Genomic DNA, 17,129 nt, shown 5'->3' on the forward strand with positions numbered 1-17,129 from the left:
GGGAACGGGAGGGGCCCTTCGCCGTACGGTCAGGGTGCGGCGGGGACGACCGCCGGGCGGCGCGAGGCGATGACCCGCCGGGCCAGCGACTTCGGGCTGGTGAGGAAGCCCCAGCCCCAGGACATGTGCATGGTGGCCAGGGCGAGGGGGATCCGCAGCCGGGCACCGGCCGGCAGGCCCTTGCCGGCCGGCACCGAGCCCGCCGCGATCGCCGCGAGGTACCCGGCCGGGACCAGGAACCCCCAGGGTGTCAGGGCCGCGCCCACCACGACCCCGGCCGCGATGGCGCACACGGCGGTCGGCGGGGCCAGGTAACGCAGGTTGATGGAGCCCTCGTGGAAGCGGGCCACCACGTGCCGCCAGCGGCCGTAGTCCTTGTACTGCTTGGCCAGCGCCTTCATGGTCGGGCGGGGCCGGTAGGAGACCCGCAGCTCGGGCGAGAACCAGATCAGGCCGCCCGCCTCGCGGATGCGGAAGTTCAGCTCCCAGTCCTGGGCGCGGATGAACTCCTCGTTGTAGCCGCCCTGTTGCTCCAGGGCCGCACGGCGGAACACCCCCAGGTACACCGTCTCGGCCGGACCGGCCCGGCCGCCGGTGTGGAAGGCGGCGTTGCCGACCCCGATCTTCGAGGTCATCGCGGCGGCCACCGCGTGCTCCCAGTCGTTCTCGCCCTCGGCGTGCATGACACCGCCCACGTTCTGCGCGCCGGTCTCCTCCAGGAGCCGGACCGCGGTGGCGATGTAGTCCGCGGAGAGCATCCCGTGGCCGTCGACGCGGACCACGACCGGATGGCGGGACGCCTTGATCGCGGCGTTCAGCGCGGCGGGGGTGCGGCCGGTGGGGTTGGGCACCGTGTGCACCCGGGGGTCGTCGCGGACGAGTTCGGCGGCGATCTCGTCCGTGCGGTCCGTGGACGGACCCAGGGCGATCACGACCTCCATCTCGCCGTCGTACTCCTGCGCGAGGATCGCTTCGACGGCTCCGCGCAGATGCCGTTCCTCGTCCAGGACGGGCATGATCACAGAAACGGCGGGGAACCGCACGTCGGACTTGGTGTTCATCGGTGCTCACGTTACCGCGAACGGGGGACACCGGTGCGCGCGGCGGGGGCCGCTGCGCCGGGCAGCAGATCGTATGGGCCTACGGTGCTCACGGTGTCCACCCACGCCATATGCGGAGGTGTCCCCCCATGTCCACCACGTCGCCCCGGCCGCCCGCACCCCCACAGCGCGGCCCGCGGCAGGCCGCCGCTCCGTCGCGGACGCCCCGCGTGCCGTACGCGCCCGCACCCCGCCGCAGACCGCGCTGGGCGATGCGGACGGCGACCACGCTGTCGGTGGTGGTGCTCGCCTCCGCCGGGATCGGGCACGCGGTGGTCTCCAGCCTGGACGCCGACATCGCCCGGGTCGATCCCTTCAAGGACATGAAGAACCGGCCGCCCTCCGGCCACGGCATGAACGTGCTGCTGGTCGGCACCGACGGCCGGGACAGGATCAGCGAGCAGGAGCGGCAGCGCTACCGGCTCGGCGGCCAGCCCTGCCACTGCACCGACACCATGATGATCGTGCACCTGTCCCAGGACCGGGAGCGGGCCAGCGTCGTCAGCCTGCCCCGCGACTCCTACGTCGAGCTGCCCGCGCGCACCGACCCGAACACCGGCAGGCAGCGCCCGGCGCACCCGGTCAAGCTGAACGCGGCGTACGCCGAGGGCGGCCCGAACCTCACCGTGCGCACGGTCGAGAGCATGACCCGGCTGAAGATCGACCACTACCTGGAGGTGGACTTCACCACCTTCATGCGCACGGTCGACGTCCTCGGCGGCGTCCAGATCTGCACCGCCGCACCGCTGAAGGACCCCTTCACCGGCCTTGACCTGGCGGCCGGCACGCACACCCTGGGCGGCGGCGAGGCCCTCCAGTACGTCCGCTCCCGGCATGTGGACGGGGCCAGCGACTTCGGCCGGATGAAGCGGCAGCAGCGCTTCCTGGCCGCCCTGATCGAGCGGGCCACCTCCTCCCGGGTGCTGCTGAACCCGATGAAGTTCCGGGACGTGACCCGGGCCGTGCTGGGCTCGGTCCGGGCCGACCAGGGCTTCCACACCGACGAGCTGCTCGACCTCGGCCGGGCGATGCGGACCTTCTCCCCCTCCTCCTCCGAGTTCGCCACCGTGCCGGTCGCGCAGGCGGCGTTCCCCGTGAAGGGGCTCGGCTCGACCGTGAAGTGGGATCAGGTCCAGGCGGACCGGCTCTTCCGCACGCTGCGCGACGACCGCCCGCTGGCCGCGCGCCGGCCGGCCACCGCGCCGGACCCCACCCCGACCGTGGAGATCCCCCCGGCCCGGGTCCGGGTCCAGGTGGAGAACGGCACCGGCACGCCCGGGCTCGGCCGCCGGGCGGACACGGCGCTGGCGGCGGCGGGGTTCGTCACCACCAAGACGCCGGTGGACGCCAAGGAGCGCGGGGTGCGGCGGACCGTGGTGCTCTACGACCCCCGCTGGGACCGCTCGGCGAGATCACTGGCGGCCGCGCTGCCGGGCAGCGAGCTGCGGCCCGTACCGGGGATGGGCCAGACGCTGCGGGTGATCGTGGGCGGCGACTACCGCGCGGTGCGTGCGGTCCGGGTACGGGCACCGGAGCAGCGGCAGGGGCCCGCGCAGGTGGTGCGGGGCGACGAGGTGGCCTGCGAGTGAGGGGCGAGGAATTCTGCGCGTGAGGGGCGAGGAGTCCCGCGCGTGAGGGGCGAGGAGTCCCGCGTCTGAGGACGGCGGGCGCGGGCCGTCCGCCGCGGGCACGGCCTCCCGCCCGGCTCAGCCCTCGCAGTCAGTCCCCGAATTCCTCCGCTCAGTCCTCGAATTCCGCCGTGGCGCTCCGCTCGCGCAGTTCCATGATGGCGCGGCGGCGGGCGAGGCGGTGGGTGCGGCGGATCTGGGCCTCCTGGTAGCGGCGCTTGTCCCGCTCGGTCTCCGGCAGCACCGGCGGCACCGTGCGGGGCTTGCCGTCGGCGTCCACGGCGGCGAAGACGAGATAGGCGGAGCCGACCTGGGTGGGCGGCGCCGACTCGTTCCAGCGCTCGGCCAGCACCCGCACGCCGACCTCCATGGAGGTCCGGCCGGTCCAGTTGACCTGCGCCTTCACATGGACGAGGTCACCGACCCTGACGGGTTCGAGGAAGGCCATCTCGTCCATCGAGGCGGTGACGGCCGGCCCGCCGCTGTGCCGTCCGGCCACCGCGCCCGCGGCATCGTCGACCAGCTTCATGATCACCCCGCCGTGCACCGTGCCCAGGAGGTTGGTGTCGTTGTGGGTCATGATGTGGCTGAGGGTGGTCCGGGAGGCCGAGGTCGGCTTTCCGGGTATCTCCTCGGTCGCGGACGGTACGGCGGGGGCCTGGTCTGTCATGGCGTCCACTTTATGCCGCAGCGACAATCGGGCCGATTTGTGTCAGCTTGGCAACAGCCCTGACCTTATTTTCCGACGGCTCTTGTGGGGCACACCGTGCGGCCCGGCACACTGGGCGCATGAATGATTGGCCCGAGGGGCGGTCCGACGACAACGGCGGACCCCGGTACGGACGCGGCAGCGCCGGCGCGCAGCCGGAAGGCCCCCGTGTGATGCGCCAGGTGCGGCGCGGCGGCCCGGCGGTACCGCCCGGGCAGCGCGGCTACGGCCGGCCCGGCGCCCCCGGGCCCGCGGCGCCGCCGTACGGCGTCCCGCAGCAGCCGTCGTACACCGACGGCGGCGAGGGGTACGGCGACGACGGCTACGACAGCGGGTACAACACCGGCCAGGTCTACGGCCGGCCGGCCGGCGGCGGAGGGCCGGCCGGCCCCGGTGGCGGCCCCGGCCGCGGTCCCCGCCCGGCGCCGAACTGGCGGCGCCGCATCAAGTGGACCGCGATCACCCTGGTCACGGTGGTGGTGGTCACCTCGGTGAGCACCTACTTCTGGGCCGACTCCAAGCTGCACCGCGATGTCGACCTGTCCAAGGTCATCGACCGGCCGGCGGCGGGCGAGGGCACGAACTACCTGATCGTCGGCTCCGACAGCCGCGACGGGCTCTCCGACGCGGACAAGAAGAAGCTGCACACCGGCTCCGCCGAGGGCAAGCGCACCGACTCCATGATGATCCTGCACGTCGGGGACAACGGCGACACGCTGGTCTCCCTGCCGCGCGACTCGAACGTGGAGATACCGGCGTACAAGGGAGCCGAGTCGGGCAAGGAGTACCCGGCCACGGGCCGGCACACCAAGCTCAACGCGGCCTATGCCGAGGACGGGCCGACGCTGCTCGTGCGCACCGTCGAGTACAACACCGGCCTGCACATCGACCACTACGTGGAGATCGGCTTCGCCGGCTTCGCGAACATCGTGGACGCGGTGGGCGGGGTCGAGATGACCATCGACCAGCCCTTCAAGGACAAGTGGTCCGGCGCCGACTTCAAGGCGGGCAAGCAGAAGCTGAACGGCGAGCAGGCGCTGGCCTTCGTCCGCACCCGGCACGCGTTCGCCGCCTCCGACCTGCAGCGCACGAAGAACCAGCAGAAGTTCCTGTCCGCGCTGGCCCACGAGGTGGCCACCCCGTCGACGGTCCTGAACCCGTTCGCGTTCTATCCGACGATGAGCGCGGGCCTGGACTCCCTGATCGTCGACAAGGACATGAGCCTGTGGGACCTGGCCTCCATGTTCTGGGCGATGAAGGGTGTCAGCGGCGGTGACGGCACCTCGATGAACATGCCGGTCTCGGGCACCACGGGCGGCAACCTCGTCTGGGACAAGGCGAAGGTCAAGACCCTGGTGGACGAGTTGAAGAACGACCAGAAGGTCACGGTCTCGGGCAACTGAGGCCACCGGACGGGGCGGCAGGGGCACCGAGGGTCCCTGCCGCCCTGTCGCGCCGGAGCGCTCGGCTCACATGGGGGCGCCCGCCATCGAGCGGCACATCTCGGCGCAGCGGCGACACGCCTCGGCGCAGCGCATCATCATCTGGTCGTCGGGCATGGTCATACACGCCTCGGCGCACATCTCGCACGCCTTGGCGCACATCGCGCACATGTCGCCCGCCATGGGAGAGCGGCGCATCATCATGTCCGCGCACATGCGCGTGGTCTCGGAGCAGTCCATGAGCGCGCGCATGATCTGCATCTGCGCCTGGCCGCCCATCTGCAGGCAGGAGCTCATGGCTTCCTCGCAGACGGTGTGGCACGACATGCACGCCTCGACGCAGTCCTGCATCTGCTTGCTCATGGCGGTCATGGCTCCGGGCTGGGTGTGGGTCACGGCTCCTCCTGGGGGGACGACGAGGGGACCGGGGCGGACCCCGTTCCCCTCCGTCGTACGCCCGGACGCCGCCGCCCGCCATCCGGCGCAACCCCGGAACCGGCGGGACGCGCTGCGGCCGTCCGGGTGACGCTCCGCAGCAGCGCCGCTGCGTGCCGCTACGGCAGGTTGCGGGCCATCACGATCCGCTGAACCTGGTTCGTGCCCTCATAAATCTGGGTGCTTTACAGCATGTACCGACCTGACCTGCATGAACACCCCCTTCACTGGGTGCCTCCCCAGCATTTCCCCGTGATCATCTACCCGACAACGCGAATATTGGCGAAGTGCCATAGACCTGGTGCGCGGGTCCGGCCTACCGTCCTCATGGAGGCAGGGAACGCCCCTGCGCCCGAGGAGGGGAACCATGGCGCGTGAGGAACTGACCCGCCTTACCGGCAACGTCGGCGGACCCAACTGTGACGACGACGATTGCCCCAACGTCTACCGGACCAAGAGTGGTTCGATCGTCATCCAGGGCGACGTGTCCGACGTGTTCACTCCGCCCTCGGGCGAGGGGCTGGTGGAGATCCCCGAGCACATTCTGAGGGAGGCTGTCCGTGCTCTTGGATGGTGACGACTGGCGCCGGTTCTTCGACGCCTTCGAGCACGAAGCGTGGCGGTTCGAGGCGCAGCCCACGTACACCATGCCCAAGGAGCAGGAGAACGTAGCCCGTTTCCTGCGCGGCGAGGACAAGCCCACCGGTCACAATGCCCGCTGGCACGAACGAGTACGCGGATACGTCGAATCCGGCAAGCGTATTGGCCGTGTCCGGATCGTGCGTCAGCCGCTCACCGACTACCAGCGGTATCAATTCGCGTGGGGCATCCCCGGCAACATTGCCGCGGGGGAAGACATTCGTATCTTGGATGTGACGCGAGACAACTTCGGGTTGCCTCTCTCAGGCCAAGACTGGTGGATGTTCGACGGTTCCCGCATCGCGCACCTGAACTTCCGTCCGGACGGAACTCAGATCAATCGCGAAGCGTACGAAGGTGGTCCGGGGCCCTACCGGGAGTGGAAGCGGGTCGCCCTGGAGTACGCAGTACCTTTCGAGGAGTACGTGAAGGTCCTTGACGCTTGACCCTGACCAGCTAGGCCAGTCGAAGGCTGACCTATCAGAAACACTCCGCAGTATGCGAAAGCGAGCCAGGCGTACCCAGGTCTGGCTCGCTCAGCGATGCAATATTTCTCAGACCAAGCTGAGCAACATTGAGACCGGACGAGTCACCCCCGGCCTTGTCGATGTTGAGTTGATTCTTAGAGCCCTCGACGCGCCCCCGGAACTTCTGGCCGAAGTTACCGCCCTGGCGCGGCTCGCCAATACGGAGTGGCAGGGCAAGCGGGCATCTTGGCGAAGAGGTCTGGAGAAGCGACAAGCCGAGTTGGCCGGCCTCGAAGGCGAAGCCTCGGCGCTCCGCTACTTCCTGCCTGCCATGGTGACAGGACTCCTGGCGACGCCCGAATACATCAGGGCCAGCCTCAGCAACTCCCCAGTGGACACAACCAGGACGGTCGCGAGGAAGCTGGAACGGCAAGCGGTCCTCTACGACAGCACGAAGCACTTCACCTTCCTGCTGACAGAACAAGCCGTCAGGTGGGCCGTGGTCCCGCCTGCGGCGATGGCCGTCCAGATGGATCGGCTCGCCTCAATCTCTCACCTGCCCAACGTGCGTATCGGGGTCATCCCTACGGGCACAGTTGTGGGCCGTGGGCCTATGAACACCTTCACCGTCTATGACCAACGGCTAGTAACTGTCGAGACATTCACTGGACGCATCGTTTTCCAGGACGCCAGGGATATCGCGGAACACCTCGAAGTGTTCCGCATGTATGAGCGTCACGCACTGTTCGGCGAGGAAGCCAGAGCCTTGCTCGGGCAGTGGGCCGCAGACTGTCGCGCGTGATCGTCTACCCGACAACGCCAATAAAGTGAGGAAGCCACCCAGATCCGGGGGAACATCGAATCTCACGGATCGCGGGGAGGTAGTCGGAATGGCGAGCATGACGAAATCGGAAGAAGGGGCTTGGAAGTTCACGGCGTGCGCGCTCGAAGGAGTGTCGGTATGAGTGAGCTGAGAACTTATCCGAGTGGTCCCGTAGAGCTTCCGCTGACTGTGGGCATGGAACCCACAGCCGTGCCGGGCTGCGCTGGATGTGCAGAGCTGGCGAACGCGCGGGACCGTGCGCGGGTCGTTGGTGACATGACGACGGTGTCGGACTGCAACGTCTTTCTGCGGCGGCATCCGGAGGGCCACTGATGGTCACGGCCCGAGACATCGGGGCCCTGGTCACGGATGCGTGGGGCAGGGTCGGAGTTCTGCGTGATGTGATCGCGGACTTCGAGGACCCCGCCGACCTGCCGCAGGACCGCCGGAAGCGCCCGACAGCGTTTCTGTGGCCCGAGTCCGGAGGTGCTGAATGGCTGGTCTCGCCGGATTCCGTGCAACGGGTTGAGAAGGCTCCGGTGCGTCCGTCGCCCCCGTGACGAACCACCGGCCTGTCCCACCCCAGCAACGGAAACTTTGGCGAGTCGAGCTACCGGGGTGGGCTGTGAAGTGCCAAACAGGGAGGAACGCACATGCACGATGTACGCGCATTACTCACTCCTGCCGCGTTCGGGGGTGTCGTCGCAACCGTCATCGACAACAACCCCGGCATGGATGAGGTTACGGCCGGGCGGATCATGGTGGAAGCGCTCAAGTTCATGGACGCCGCCGCACAGTTCCCGACCGTCGAGATCACGCCTTCCAACGTGGTGGACGAGGGATGGCACGCGCTGATCCTGCATACGAACCTGTACGAGAAGCTGTGCGCGCGCTTGGGGCGGTTCGTGCACCACTGGCCCGAGCGTCCCGACGCGGAGCGGCACGACGAACACGCGCTCACGCGTACGGTCGCCGTCATCGAGCAGGCCGGGCATACCGTGGACAGCGAACTGTGGACGGGCCCGACCAAAGCCCTGGTGGCGGTAGCGGCGAACTGCTCCCATACGCCCAAGCCCGGCGGTTGCGGCCCGATCAATCCGGGCAAGTGCGCTTCGCACTGCTCGGGCGGTGGCGGTAGCTGGGCTGGCAGCGAGCAGACGGAAGGCGGAAGCGTGGACGCTGAGCAGGCCCGGCACGTCGATGCCGTGCTGAGGCAGTTGGGAATCCGCGGTGTGGTCGCACCGGAGGACCCGGAGAACACGGCAGGGCCTTGGCGTGTGTACGACACGGCCGACCTTGCCACGCGCCGGGACGTGACCGCTGAGGCGCTGGCGGCTGTGGCTGCCAAGTTCCCTGGGGAACCCGGCCCAGGACCAACGCGAGGATTCGTCATCCCGCCCAATGACAACTGACCGTCCAGGACGCTGACCGACCAACGAGCGCCCCTGCCGTGCACGGCAGGGGCGCTCGTTGGTTTGTTTGAGCAGTTCAGAACAAGGCACGGAGCGCGTTGGCGGCCAGCCGTTCCGAGCGCTTCAAAACCGAGGGTGCCCCTCCAGACCGTCGAAATAGGCTCTGACCTGCAAAAACCCTGCTAGGGAAGGTTCCTCGCCATCACGATCCGCTGGACCTGATTCGTGCCCTCATAGATCTGGGTGATCTTGGCGTCGCGCATCATGCGTTCCACCGGGTAGTCGCGGGTGTAGCCGTAGCCGCCGAGGAGCTGGACGGCGTCGGTGGTGACCTCCATGGCGATGTCCGAGGCGAAGCACTTGGCGGCGGCGCCCTGGTAGGTGAGGTCGGCGTCGCCGCGCTCGGAGGCGGCGGCGGCCTGGTAGGTCAGGGCGCGGGCGGCCGAGACCTTCATGGCCATGTCGGCGAGCATGAACTGGATGCCCTGGAAGTCGGCGATCGGCTTGCCGAACTGCTTGCGCTCCTTGACGTAGCCCTTGGCGTAGTCGAGGGCGCCCTGGGCGATGCCGAGGGCCTGGGCGGCGATGGTGATGCGGGTGTGGTCGAGGGTCTTCATCGCGGTGGCGAAGCCGGTGCCCTCGGCGCCGATCATGCGGTCGGCGGGGACGCGCACGTTGTCGAGGTAGACCTCGCGGGTCGGCGAGCCCTTGATGCCGAGCTTCTTCTCCGGGGCGCCGAAGGAGACACCCTCGTCGGACTTCTCGACGACGAAGGCCGAGATGCCCTTGGAGCGCTTGGCGGGGTCGGTGACCGCCATCACGGTGTAGAAGTCGGACACGCCCGCGTTGGTGATCCAGCGCTTGACGCCGTTGAGGACGTAGGTGTCGCCGTCGCGGACCGCCCTGGTCTTCATGCCGGCCGCGTCCGAGCCCGCGTCGGGCTCGGAGAGGCAGTACGAGAACATCGCGTCGCCCTTGGCGAGCGGGCCCAGGTACTTCTTCTTCAGCTCCTCGGAGCCGGAGAGGATCACCGGCAGCGAGCCGAGCTTGTTCACCGCGGGGATCAGGGAGGAGGACGCGCAGACGCGGGCCACCTCCTCGATCACGATGACCGTGGCGAGGGCGTCCGCGCCCGCGCCGCCGTAGGTCTCGGGCACGTGGACCGCGTGCAGGTCGTTGGCGACCAGGGCGTCGAGGGCCTCCTGCGGGAAGCGGGCCTCCTCGTCCACCGCGCCGGCGTACGGGGCGATCTTCGCCTCGGCCAGCGAGCGGATGGCGTCGCGGAGCATGTCGTGCTCCTCGGACGGGCGGTACAGGTCGAAGTCAGCCGATCCGGCCAAGGTCTCTCACGCTCCAAAGACGACCACTGATGACGCTAATTACCGTTAAGTAACACGAATTTTAGGGGCCCGCCCGCGCAGAGGGATACGTGAGCTTGGCGACAGCGGGGTCCTTGCCCGGCGAGGACCCCGCGCAGGCCCCGGATATGCTCGGGCAGCGCATTGCCATCATCCCTCCTGGAGCATCCATGAGCCTCAAGATCACCGTGATCGGCACCGGCTACCTCGGCGCCACGCACGCCGCGGCCATGGCCGAGATGGGGTTCGAGGTGCTCGCGCTCGATGTCGTCCCGGAGAAGATCGAGAAGCTGGAGCGGGGCGAGGCCCCGATGTACGAGCCGGGCCTCGACGAGCTGCTGCGCCGGCATGTCGCCGCCATCGAGGGCTCCACCGGCCGGCTGCGCTTCACCCGGGACTGGGCCGAGATCGGCGCCTTCGGCGATGTCCACTTCGTCTGCGTGAACACCCCGCAGAAGCACGGCGAGTACGCCTGCGACATGTCCTACGTCGATTCCGCGATCGCCTCGCTCGCCCCGCACCTGACCGGGCCCGCGCTGGTCGTCGGCAAGTCGACGGTGCCCGTCGGCTCGGCCGACCGGCTGGCCCGCACCCTGGCCGGGCTGGCCCCCGCGGGCGAGGACGCCGAGCTGGCCTGGAACCCGGAGTTCCTGCGCGAGGGCTTCGCCGTGGACGACACGCTGCACCCGGACCGGATCGTGGTCGGGGTGCGCAGCGAGCGCGCGGAGAAGCTGCTGCGCGAGGTGTACGCCGTCCCGGTCGCCGAGGGCTCGCCCTTCGTGGTCACCGACTTCCCCACCGCCGAGCTGGTGAAGACCTCCGCGAACTCCTTCCTCGCCACGAAGATCTCCTTCATCAACGCGATGGCGGAGGTGTGCGAGGCGGCGGGCGGCGACGTGGCCCGGCTGGCGGAGGCGATCGGGTACGACGACCGGATCGGGAAGAAGTTCCTGCGCGCCGGGATCGGCTTCGGCGGCGGCTGCCTGCCCAAGGACATCCGCGCCTTCATGGCCCGCGCCGGTGAGCTGGGCGCCGACCAGGCGCTGACCTTCCTGCGCGAGATCGACTCGATCAACATGCGCCAGCGCGGGCAGATGGTGGAGCTGGCGCGGCAGGCGCTGGGCGGCGGCCCGTTCCTCGGCAAGCGGATCGCGGTGCTGGGCGCCACCTTCAAGCCCGACTCGGACGACGTGCGCGACTCGCCCGCGCTGAACGTGGCCGGGCAGATCCACCTCCAGGGCGGCCAGGTGACGGTCTACGACCCCAAGGGCATGGACAACGCCCGGCGCGTCTTCCCGACGCTCGGGTACGCCGGCTCGGCGCTGGAGGCGGTCCGGGGCGCGGACGCGGTGCTGCACCTGACCGAGTGGCGGGAGTTCCGCGAGCTGGACCCGGCCGAGCTGGGCGAGGTCGCGGCGGCCCGGCTGGTGCTGGACGGGCGCAACGCGCTCGACCCCGAGCTGTGGCGGCGGGCCGGGTGGACGTACCGGGCGATGGGACGCCCGACGGCGTGACCGCACGGCGGTCGCGCCCGTAGCGGGGTGGCGCCGGTTCGGCCGAGGCTCAGTCGGCCGAACCGGCGCCATCCCTCATTCTGTACCACCGGGTGTGCGCTCACGGCCCGGGAGATCAGGGGGGGGGGCGACCGCACGCGCGCCTTCCGGGTTCACGCCGGTCCGGCCGGGCACCCGTACTGCCTCCGCGCCTGCCGGCCCCGCCCGTCCGGGAAAGAACCGGGAAAGAACCGGAAGAGACCAGGAGGTCCCATGCCCCCCGTGGCACGATTCCGTTCCGTCGTGATCGACTGCCCCGACCCGCACGCACTCGCCGAGTTCTACGCCCGGATCAGCGGCGGCACACCGAAGGCGCAGGACGCCGACTGGGTCGTCCTGCCCGTCCCGGACGGCCCCCGGCTCTGCTTCCAGCGGGCGCCCGGTCTCACCCCGCCGGAGTGGCCGCGCGCGGACCGCAACGCGCAGCAGTTCCACGTCGACTTCGACGCCGGTGCCACCTGGGAGGAGATGGACGCCGCCCACGAGAAGGTGCTGGCGCTGGGGGCGCGTCCGCTGGACCTGGAGGACAGCGGAAAGAAGGACTTCCGGGTCTACGCCGATCCGGCAGGGCATCCGTTCTGCCTCTGCCGGATCGAGCACGCGTAGCGACGGCCTCCGTCAGCCGTCCAGTTCCCCGATCGTCGCGTTGGACGGCCCTGTCGTGGCCGTGAGGTCACGGGCGACGTCCTCGGCGGCGCCCAGCACGCGTACCGCGTTCTGCCAGGTCAGCTTGGCCAGGTCGGTCTTCGACCAGCCGCGCTCCAGCAGCTCGGCGATCAGGTGGGGGTAGCCGGAGACGTCGTCCAGGCCCTCGGGGGTGAAGGCCGTGCCGTCGTAGTCGCCGCCGATGCCGAGGTGGTCGACGCCGGCCACCTCGCGCATGTGGTCGAGGTGGTCGGCGACGGTGGCCGCGGTGGCGACCGGGCGCGGGTGCGACTGCTCGAAGGCCCGGTGCACCTTCATGCCCTCCTCGGTGGTGTCGAGGTGGTACAGGCCGTGCGCGCGCATGTTCTCGTCGGCGGCGGCCGTCCAGTCGACGGCGGCCTGGAGGACGAACTTGGGCACGAACGTCACCATCGCCACGCCGCCGTTGGCGGGCAGCCGCTCCAGCACGTCGTCGGGGATGTTGCGCGGGTGGTCGCAGACGGCCCGGGCGGAGGAGTGCGAGAAGATCACCGGGGCCGTGGACGTGTCCAGCGCGTCCCGCATGGTCGTCGCGGCCACATGGGACAGGTCGACCAGCATGCCGAGGCGGTTCATCTCGCGGACCACCTCGCGGCCGAACGCCGACAGGCCGCCCACGGCCGGCTCGTCCGTCGCCGAGTCCGCCCACGCCGTGTTGTCGTTGTGGGTGAGCGTCAGGTAGCGCACGCCGAGCGCGTACAGGCCGCGCAGGGTGCCCAGCGAGTTCGCGATGGAGTGGCCGCCCTCGGCGCCCATCAGGGAGGCGATCCGGCCCTCAGCGCGGGCCGCCTCCATGTCGGCGGCGGTCAGGGCCGGGGCCAGGTCCGCCGGGTAGCGGGCGAGCAGCTGCCGTACGCAGTCGATCTGCTCCAGCGTCGCCGGGACCGGGTCGGGCAGGTCCGAGCGGACGTACACCGACCAGTACTGCGCGCCGACGCCGCCCGCGCGCAGCCGGGGGATGTCGGTGTGCAGATGAGCCTGCTGGGCGGCGGCGATGTCCCGGGCGCCGAGGTCGTAGCGGACCTGTTCGCGCAGCGCCCAGGGCAGGTCGTTGTGGCCGTCGACGACCGGGAACGCGCGCAGCAGCTCCCGGGCCTGGTCCAGTGCGCTCACCGGGTCACTTCCCCGTGCCGAAGCCGAAGCCGGCCGCGCCCTCGGCCTTGGCGCGCAGCCGCTTGCCCTTCTCGGTGGCCTGGTCGTTCAGCTCCTGCTGGAACTCGCGCATCCGGGCCAGCAGCTCCTCGTCGTGCGCGGCGAGGATGCGGGCCGCGAGCAGCCCGGCGTTGCGGGCACCGCCCACCGAGACCGTGGCCACCGGCACACCGGCCGGCATCTGCACGATCGACAGCAGCGAGTCCATGCCGTCCAGGTACTTCAGCGGGACGGGCACGCCGATCACCGGCAGCGGGGTGACGGAGGCGAGCATGCCGGGCAGGTGGGCGGCGCCGCCCGCGCCCGCGATGATCGCCTTGAGCCCGCGCTCGGCGGCGTGCTCGCCGTAGCTGATCATCTCGCGGGGCATGCGGTGCGCCGAGACGACGTCCACCTCGTAGGCGATCTCGAACTCGTCGAGCGCCTTCGCGGCCGCCTCCATGACGGGCCAGTCGGAGTCCGACCCCATGACGATGCCGACAGTCGGGCTCATTCGGTGATCGTGCCTCTCAGGTAGCCGGCTGCGTGACGGGCGCGCTCCAGCACGTCGTCCAGGTCGTCGCCGTAGGTGTTGACGTGGCCCACCTTGCGGCCGGGCTTCACGTCCTTGCCGTACATGTGGATCTTCAGCTGGGGGTCGCGGGCCATGCAGTGCAGGTACGCGGAGTACATGTCCGGGTAGTCGCCGCCGAGGACGTTGGCCATGACCGTCCACTTCGCGCGCGGGCGCGGGTCGCCCAGCGGCAGGTCCAGGACGGCGCGGACGTGGTTGGCGAACTGCGAGGTGATCGCGCCGTCCATCGACCAGTGGCCGGAATTGTGCGGGCGCATCGCCAGCTCGTTGACGAGGATGCGGCCGTCGCGGGTCTGGAACAGCTCGACGGCGAGGTGGCCGACGACGCCCAGCTCCTTGGCTATGGTCAGCGCCATCTCCTCGGCGCGCAGCGCGAGGTCCTCGGCCAGCTCGGGGGCGGGCGCGATCACGGTGTCGCAGACGCCGCCCACCTGCCGGGACTCGACCACCGGGTAGGCGACGGCCTGGCCGTGCGGGGAGCGCACCACGTTGGCGGCCAGTTCCCGGACGAAGTCGACCTTCTCCTCGGCCAGGACGGGGACGCCGGCCTTGAACGGCTCGGCGGCCTCCGCCACCGAGTCCACCACCCACACGCCCTTGCCGTCGTACCCGCCGCGGACGGTCTTGAGCACGACCGGGAAGCCGTCGCCCGCCGCCGCGAACGCGGCCACGTCGGCCGGATCGGTCACGATCCGGTGCCGCGGGCACGGCACGCCGAGCGCGTCGAGCCGGGCGCGCATCACGCCCTTGTCCTGCGCGTGCACGAGCGCGTCGGGGCCGGGGCGGACGGGGATGCCGTCCGCCTCCAGGGCCCGCAGATGCTCGGTGGGGACATGTTCGTGATCGAAAGTGATCACGTCGCAGCCCCGCGCGAAGGAGCGCAGCGTGTCCAGATCGCGGTAGTCGCCGATGACGACATCGCTCACGACCTGTGCCGCGGAATCCTGGGGGGTGTCACTGAGAAGCCTGAACCTGATGCCCAACGGGATGCCCGCCTCGTGTGTCATACGAGCGAGCTGGCCACCGCCGACCATGCCGACTACGGGGAACGTCACGCCCCTAGGGTATCGGCCACGCCGCCCGGGTCCTTCCTCGTCCCTTTCCTGCCTCTTCCGGGATTCTTTCCGACCTGTTCCGCGGGCCGTGCCCGGTGGGCGGGCGCGGCCCCCGGGCGCTGGATAGCATGGCGGGGTTGAACGACACCGACCCGGACGGGGGCCTGCACGACCATGGGACATGGTTCCTCGGGAGACCGAGCGGCGCCCCCGGCACCCCCGGCGCCCCGCGGCGCGCTGGTACGACGGGTGAGCCGGGTCTGGCGCGAGATCGCCAAGTTCGGCGCGGTGGGCGGCGCGGGGCTGCTGGTCAACCTGCTCGTCTTCAACCTCGTACGGCACCTGACGGATCTCCAGGTGGTGCGGGCGAGCGTCATCGCCACCGTCGTCTCGATCATCTTCAACTACATCGGCTTCCGGTACTTCACCTACCGGGACCGCGACAGGGGCGGCCGCACCAAGGAGCTGACCCTGTTCCTCCTGTTCAGCGCGGTCGGCATGGTGATCGAGAACGGGGTGCTGTACCTGGCGACGTACGGCTTCGGCTGGGACAGCCCGCTGCAGAGCAACATCTTCAAGTTCCTCGGCATCGGCATCGCGACCCTGTTCCGCTTCTGGTCGTACCGCACCTGGGTGTTCCGCGCGCTGCCCCACCACGAGGGCGTCGTGCCGGACGGGGAACCGCTGCTGGAGACGGAGTCCGGGACGGCGCGGACCAGGGCGTTCCGCTGAGCCGGTCCGGCGTACGGCCTGAGCCGGGTCCCACCGGCGTACGGCCCGGTCCGGGCGCCGGCTAACGCACGGTCGGCTCCTCCTCCGGGGACCGCTTGAGCGGGGGCGTGCGGGACAGGAACAGGCCGAAGACCGGGGGCTGGGACTGGAGCAGCTCCAGCCGGCCGCCGTCGGCCTCCGCGAGGTCCCGGGCGACGGCGAGGCCGATGCCCGTGGAGTTGCGGCCGCTGATCGTGCGCTCGAAGATCCGGGCGCCGAGGTCGGCGGGGACGCCGGGCCCCTCGTCGGTGACCTCCACGACCGCCTGGTTGCCGGTCACCCGGGTGCGCAGCGCCACTGTGCCGCCGCCGTGCATGAGCGAGTTCTCGATCAGCGCCGCCAGCACCTGGGCGACCGCGCCCGGGGTGCCCACGGCCCGCAGGTGCCGCTTGCCGGAGCTGACGATCGCCCGGCCGACGCCCCGGTAGGCGGGCCGCCACTCGGCGATCTGCTGCTGGATGACCTCGTCCAGGTCGAAGGTGACGGCGGAGCCGGTGCGCGGGTCGCGCGAGTTGGTCAGCAGCCGCTCCACCACGTCCGTCAGCCGCTCGACCTGGGTGAGCGCGACGTTCGCCTCCTCCTTCACGGTGTCCGGGTCGTCGGTGAGGGTGATCTCCTCCAGACGCATGGACAGCGCGGTCAGCGGGGTGCGCAGCTGGTGGGAGGCGTCGGCGGCCAGGCGGCGTTCGGCGGTGAGCATCCGGGCGATGCGCTCGGCGGAGCCGTCCAGCACGTCCGCGACCCGGTCCAGCTCCGGGACGCCGTAGCGCTTGTGGCGCGGTCGCGGGTCGCCCGAGCCGAGCCGCTCGGCGGTCTCGGCGAGGTCGGTCAGCGGGGACGCGAGGCGGTTGGCCTGGCGGATGGCGAGCAGCACCGCGGCGACCACGGCGAGCAGCGCCACCAGCCCGATGATCAGCAGCGTCCGGCCGACCTCGCGGGTCACGGAGGAACGGGGCTCCTCCATCCGCACGCTCTCGCCCTGCTCCCCCTCGGCCGTGGAATGGATCACGTCACCGGACGGCTTGGTGCCCACCTCGATGGTGGGGTGGCCGGGGATGCCGATCACGGCGTACTGCCCGGCGGCGACCTGTTCGCGCAGGATGTCCGCGTTGACGGTCTCCGCGCCGAGCAGCCGGCTGTCCACGATGCTGGCCAGCCGCAGCGCCTCGGAGTCGACCCGCTCCTGAGCGCTGTTGCTGATCGTGCGGGTCTCCACGATCACCAGCGAGACGCCGAAGACGGCGATCACGACGAGCACCACGGCGAGCGTGGACTGGATCAGTCGGCGGCGCATGACCTCTTACTCACCTCGGCGCACGGACTTCCG

Annotated in this window: 18 protein-coding genes; 10 read left to right on the forward strand and 8 right to left on the reverse strand. The window is 70.3% G+C overall.

Translation table 11 applies throughout. The features are described from left to right. Positions 1-29: 29 nt before the first annotated feature. Positions 30-1,061: a glycosyltransferase family 2 protein gene (locus tag ABZ858_RS03420; RefSeq protein ID WP_361372042.1), complete on the reverse strand. Its 1,032-nt coding sequence runs from the start codon at positions 1,059-1,061 to the stop codon at positions 30-32. Between the two features lie 128 nt (positions 1,062-1,189). On the opposite strand from ABZ858_RS03420, the gene ABZ858_RS03425 reads away from it, so the two are divergent. Further along, the gene (locus tag ABZ858_RS03425) at positions 1,190-2,689 is read left to right on the forward strand and encodes an LCP family protein (protein WP_361372045.1); all 1,500 of its coding nucleotides are present in this window, start codon (positions 1,190-1,192) and stop codon (positions 2,687-2,689) included. A 151-nt stretch (positions 2,690-2,840) separates the two neighbouring features. Here the strand turns inward: ABZ858_RS03425 and ABZ858_RS03430 are convergent, their stop codons facing one another. Then, on the reverse strand, positions 2,841-3,398 hold the full coding sequence (locus ABZ858_RS03430) for an acyl-CoA thioesterase (RefSeq protein WP_361372048.1): 558 nt from the start codon (positions 3,396-3,398) through the stop codon (positions 2,841-2,843). Positions 3,399-3,517: 119 nt separating this feature from the next. On the opposite strand from ABZ858_RS03430, the gene ABZ858_RS03435 reads away from it, so the two are divergent. Beyond that, on the forward strand, positions 3,518-4,840 hold the full coding sequence (locus tag ABZ858_RS03435) for an LCP family protein (protein WP_361372051.1): 1,323 nt from the start codon (positions 3,518-3,520) through the stop codon (positions 4,838-4,840). Between the two features lie 66 nt (positions 4,841-4,906). Here the strand turns inward: ABZ858_RS03435 and ABZ858_RS03440 are convergent, their stop codons facing one another. Beyond that, entirely contained in the window at positions 4,907-5,251 is a 345-nt protein-coding gene (locus tag ABZ858_RS03440; protein ID WP_361372916.1) for a four-helix bundle copper-binding protein, read from the reverse strand. A 430-nt stretch (positions 5,252-5,681) separates the two neighbouring features. On the opposite strand from ABZ858_RS03440, the gene ABZ858_RS03445 reads away from it, so the two are divergent. The 5 genes from ABZ858_RS03445 to ABZ858_RS03465 all read left to right on the forward strand — a co-directional run bounded on the left by ABZ858_RS03445 (position 5,682) and on the right by ABZ858_RS03465 (position 8,655). Further along, positions 5,682-5,891, forward strand: a complete 210-nt coding sequence (locus ABZ858_RS03445) for a hypothetical protein (RefSeq protein WP_361372054.1) — start codon at positions 5,682-5,684, stop codon at positions 5,889-5,891. Next, positions 5,875-6,399 carry a DUF6879 family protein gene (locus tag ABZ858_RS03450; protein WP_361372057.1) on the forward strand — a complete coding sequence of 175 codons (525 nt, stop codon included), beginning with the start codon at positions 5,875-5,877 and terminating at the stop codon, positions 6,397-6,399. Before ABZ858_RS03445 ends, ABZ858_RS03450 begins: the two co-directional genes overlap by 17 nt. After that, positions 6,389-7,222: a helix-turn-helix transcriptional regulator gene (locus ABZ858_RS03455; protein WP_361372060.1), complete on the forward strand. Its 834-nt coding sequence runs from the start codon at positions 6,389-6,391 to the stop codon at positions 7,220-7,222. Before ABZ858_RS03450 ends, ABZ858_RS03455 begins: the two co-directional genes overlap by 11 nt. A 159-nt stretch (positions 7,223-7,381) precedes the next feature. Then, the gene (locus ABZ858_RS03460) at positions 7,382-7,576 is read left to right on the forward strand and encodes a hypothetical protein (protein WP_361372063.1); all 195 of its coding nucleotides are present in this window, start codon (positions 7,382-7,384) and stop codon (positions 7,574-7,576) included. 320 nt (positions 7,577-7,896) lie between these two features. Continuing rightward, on the forward strand, positions 7,897-8,655 hold the full coding sequence (locus ABZ858_RS03465; protein WP_361372066.1) for a hypothetical protein: 759 nt from the start codon (positions 7,897-7,899) through the stop codon (positions 8,653-8,655). A 182-nt stretch (positions 8,656-8,837) separates the two neighbouring features. Here ABZ858_RS03465 and ABZ858_RS03470 read toward each other — a convergent pair whose 3' ends face one another. Next, positions 8,838-9,995 carry an acyl-CoA dehydrogenase family protein gene (locus ABZ858_RS03470; protein WP_361372069.1) on the reverse strand — a complete coding sequence of 386 codons (1,158 nt, stop codon included), beginning with the start codon at positions 9,993-9,995 and terminating at the stop codon, positions 8,838-8,840. A 188-nt stretch (positions 9,996-10,183) separates the two neighbouring features. Between ABZ858_RS03470 and ABZ858_RS03475 the strand changes: the two genes are divergently transcribed. Beyond that, positions 10,184-11,527 carry a UDP-glucose/GDP-mannose dehydrogenase family protein gene (locus ABZ858_RS03475; protein ID WP_361372072.1) on the forward strand — a complete coding sequence of 448 codons (1,344 nt, stop codon included), beginning with the start codon at positions 10,184-10,186 and terminating at the stop codon, positions 11,525-11,527. Positions 11,528-11,779: 252 nt separating this feature from the next. Then, positions 11,780-12,172, forward strand: a complete 393-nt coding sequence (locus ABZ858_RS03480; protein WP_361372075.1) for a VOC family protein — start codon at positions 11,780-11,782, stop codon at positions 12,170-12,172. A 12-nt stretch (positions 12,173-12,184) separates the two neighbouring features. Here ABZ858_RS03480 and ABZ858_RS03485 read toward each other — a convergent pair whose 3' ends face one another. Genes ABZ858_RS03485 through ABZ858_RS03495 form a run of 3 tightly spaced genes read right to left on the reverse strand, consistent with a single transcriptional unit; the run spans position 12,185 to position 15,031 of the window. Continuing rightward, positions 12,185-13,363, reverse strand: coding sequence for a dipeptidase (locus ABZ858_RS03485; protein ID WP_361372078.1), 1,179 nt, complete (start codon positions 13,361-13,363; stop codon positions 12,185-12,187). 4 nt (positions 13,364-13,367) lie between these two features. Further along, positions 13,368-13,895 carry a 5-(carboxyamino)imidazole ribonucleotide mutase gene (purE, locus tag ABZ858_RS03490; protein WP_361372081.1) on the reverse strand — a complete coding sequence of 176 codons (528 nt, stop codon included), beginning with the start codon at positions 13,893-13,895 and terminating at the stop codon, positions 13,368-13,370. Next, a complete protein-coding gene (locus ABZ858_RS03495; protein WP_361372084.1) occupies positions 13,892-15,031 on the reverse strand; it encodes a 5-(carboxyamino)imidazole ribonucleotide synthase in 1,140 nt (379 codons plus the stop codon). Before ABZ858_RS03495 ends, purE begins: the two co-directional genes overlap by 4 nt. 174 nt (positions 15,032-15,205) lie before the next feature. On the opposite strand from ABZ858_RS03495, the gene ABZ858_RS03500 reads away from it, so the two are divergent. Then, complete coding sequence (locus tag ABZ858_RS03500; protein WP_361372087.1) at positions 15,206-15,763, forward strand: GtrA family protein; 558 nt, start codon at positions 15,206-15,208, stop codon at positions 15,761-15,763. Positions 15,764-15,824: 61 nt separating this feature from the next. Here the strand turns inward: ABZ858_RS03500 and ABZ858_RS03505 are convergent, their stop codons facing one another. Beyond that, positions 15,825-17,096, reverse strand: coding sequence for an ATP-binding protein (locus ABZ858_RS03505; RefSeq protein WP_361372090.1), 1,272 nt, complete (start codon positions 17,094-17,096; stop codon positions 15,825-15,827). Positions 17,097-17,129 lie beyond the last annotated feature (33 nt).

The sequence above is a fragment of the Streptomyces sp. NPDC047017 genome, assembly GCF_040644175.1.
In the GTDB taxonomy this organism is placed as follows: Bacteria; Actinomycetota; Actinomycetes; order Streptomycetales; family Streptomycetaceae; genus Streptomyces.